Annotated in this window: 3 protein-coding genes and 1 pseudogene; 1 reads left to right on the top strand and 3 read right to left on the bottom strand. The window is 63.9% G+C overall.

Annotation, left to right across the window (positions count from 1 at the left end; translation table 11 throughout):
* Positions 1 to 1,262 (bottom strand): 3-isopropylmalate dehydratase large subunit (leuC, locus tag Q0L57_RS11410; RefSeq protein ID WP_296742667.1); only part of this gene is annotated, 1,262 nt, incomplete at its 3' end.
* Positions 1,263 to 1,590: 328 nt separating this feature from the next.
* Here leuC and Q0L57_RS11405 point away from each other — a divergent pair.
* The gene (locus Q0L57_RS11405; protein ID WP_296742664.1) at positions 1,591 to 1,956 is read left to right on the top strand and encodes a DUF4180 domain-containing protein; all 366 of its coding nucleotides are present in this window, start codon (positions 1,591 to 1,593) and stop codon (positions 1,954 to 1,956) included.
* 4 nt (positions 1,957 to 1,960) lie between these two features.
* On the opposite strand, the gene Q0L57_RS11400 is transcribed toward Q0L57_RS11405, so the two are convergent.
* Together Q0L57_RS11400 and Q0L57_RS11395 are read right to left on the bottom strand one after the other, a co-directional pair.
* Positions 1,961 to 2,596, bottom strand: coding sequence for a class I SAM-dependent methyltransferase (locus Q0L57_RS11400; protein ID WP_296742663.1), 636 nt, complete (start codon positions 2,594 to 2,596; stop codon positions 1,961 to 1,963).
* 89 nt (positions 2,597 to 2,685) lie between these two features.
* Positions 2,686 to 2,804: pseudogene (locus Q0L57_RS11395) on the bottom strand (amino acid ABC transporter permease); the annotation flags it as partial.

Raw genomic sequence — 2,804 nt, 5'->3', positions numbered from 1 at the left:
AGCCGGTCGTCGTTCATGGCCAGGCACATCGAGCAGCCCGGCTCGCGCCAGTCGAAGCCGGCGGCAAGGAAGATCTTGTCCAGACCCTCGGCCTCGGCCTGTTCCTTGACCAGGCCGGAACCGGGCACGATCATGGCGTTGACGCGCGGGTTGACGGTCTTGCCCTCGACAACCTTGGCGGCGGCGCGCAGGTCCTCGATCCGGCCGTTGGTGCAGGAGCCGATGAACACGCGGTCGAGCGCGATATCGGTGATCTTCGTTCCAGGCGTCAGCCCCATATATTCAAGCGCCCGGTGCTTGGAGGAGCGCTTGTTCTCGTCCGTGATGTCTTCGGGGTTGGGCACGATGCCCTGCACTGAGACGACGTCCTCTGGCGAAGAGCCCCAGGAGACGATCGGCGGCAGCTTCGCGGCGTCAAGCACGATCACCTTGTCGAAATGCGCGCCCTCGTCGGTCTGAAGCGTCTTCCAGTAGGCGAGCGCGGCATCCCATGCGGCGCCCTTCGGCGCGCGCGGCTTGTCCTTGACATAGGCGAAGGTCGTCTCGTCGGGCGCGATCAGGCCGGCGCGGGCGCCGCCCTCGATCGACATGTTGCAGATCGTCATGCGGCCTTCCATCGACAGCGAGCGGATCGCCTCGCCGGCATATTCGATGACATAGCCGGTGCCGCCGGCGGTGCCGATCTCGCCGATGATGGCGAGGATGATGTCCTTGGCGGTGACGCCTTCCGGCAGCTGGCCGTCGACGCGCACCAGCATGTTCTTGGCCTTGCGCTGGATCAGCGTCTGGGTGGCCAGCACATGCTCGACTTCCGACGTGCCGATGCCATGCGCCAGCGCGCCGAAGGCGCCGTGCGTGGAGGTGTGGCTATCGCCGCAGACGATGGTCATGCCGGGCAGCGTGAAGCCCTGCTCCGGCCCGATGATATGGACGATGCCTTGGCGGATATCGTTCTCGGAATAGTATTCGATGCCGAAATCCTTGGCGTTCTTGGCCAGCGCCTCGACCTGGATGCGGCTTTCCTCGTTCTTGATGCCGAACTTGCGCTCGGGCGAGGTCGACACATTGTGGTCGACCACGGCGAGCGTCTTTTCGGGATGCCGAACTTTTCTGCCGCTCATGCGCAGGCCCTCGAAGGCCTGCGGGCTAGTCACTTCATGGACGAGATGGCGATCGATGTAGAGCAGGCAGGTGCCGTCGTCCTGGCGGTCGACGACGTGGTCGTCGAATATCTTGTCGTAGAGGGTGCGCGGTGCGCTCATGTGCGTAAATCCGTCGATATGAGAATGGGAAGAGCTGACGCTGGATGGTGCATATCCGGCAAGGCGACGAGGCGGTATCGGCCTTAGCTAAGTCGGCTGGTGAGCGCGCCGGAGACGCGCGCGGCAAATCGCGACGGCAGGCGCTTTCTGTCCTGCAGCACGAAACCCTTGTAGGCCGGATCGCTGAAAAGCTTTTCCATGGCGCAGTAGATAGCAATCTTTGCCGATTTCGGCAATTGCGGCGTGATTGCACCAGCCCTCGAGATTGACAGGCGCCGGCGGACAGGGTGAGAGGCCGCATTCCGATGCCTGGAACAGGACGCTGGAAATGAGTATTCTTCACGATATGCATGGCCACAAGGTTCTCGAATGGCAGGCGGCGGCTGCGAAAGTCCTCGACCTCATCGGCGATGCATCGGCCTCCGATCCGGATTGGGTGGCAATTTCGACCTCCGCCTTGCCGGCGGATTTCTTCGAGCTGAAGACCGGCATTGCCGGGGAATGGACGCAGAAATGCGTCAACTACGGCATCAGGCTGGCAATTCTCGGCGACGTTTCGCGCTATATCGCCCGAAGCAAGGCATTCGCCGATTTCGTGCGCGAGGCCAATCGCGGCGGCCAGCTCTGGTTCCTTGACGATCTGGAGGCGTTGGGCGCACGCCTTGCCGGGCAGCCGCGCCGCGGCGAACGCTGACTGTTCAAAGCACCTCGAATACGAACGTCTTCACCAGTGCCTCAGGGTCGCCGATCGCGTAGCAGCGGAACCATGGGCTCTGCTCGGCGAGGCGCCATTTCCCCGCCTCGGAAAGCTCGTCGAACACCGCCTGGAAGCCGCCGCTCTCGAACACCTGGTCGCGCACGGTGAAGATGGCGTGACCGCCGGCTTTCGTGATGCGCACCAGCTCGCGTAGTCCCGAGGCCGGCGCATGGCCGATGGTGAAGACGCCGGTAGAAAAGAAGGCCCGGAAATGCCGGTCGGGCCAGGGCAGCGGACCGCCGAGCATGGCCTTCTTCAACTCGCCATAGGCATTGCGGCCGCCGGCAAGCTTCAGCATGTCGTCGGAAAGGTCGAGCCCGGCGATGTCGTCATAGCCCAGCGCCTTCAGCGACGGCCCCGAAAGGCCGGTGCCGCAGCCGGCGTCCAGCAGCGGACCTTCGCCCGCCGGCACGTGGCGCGCCACCCAGGCGCTAATCAGGAAAGGCAGGAGGTAGCCGAGCGATGCGGTTTCGCTGTCATAGGTCGCGGCCCAGTCGGCGTAGGCGCTGGCGAGCGCCTCCGGCGTATCGGCCGTGTAGACGGAGTCCAGCGCGGCATTGGCCTTGTCGAGATTCATGGGTCGGCTCCTCCGCCCTATGCATGTCGTCCAAGGTAGAGCAATTCCGGGAAAAGTGGGAACCGGTTTCGGCGAACTTGTCCCACCGGCTAGTCCTCGTGCTGCCTGCGCAGCCGCTGCTCCAGCGCCCGCAGCGCCAGCGACAGGCCGACGGTCAGGATGAGATAGATATAGGCGACGATCGTATAGGTCTCGAAGAAGCGGAACG

It is taken from the genome of Mesorhizobium sp., assembly GCF_024509055.1.
Lineage (GTDB): Bacteria > Pseudomonadota > Alphaproteobacteria > Rhizobiales > Rhizobiaceae > Mesorhizobium.
This window is presented reverse-complemented; position numbering and strand designations above follow the sequence as displayed.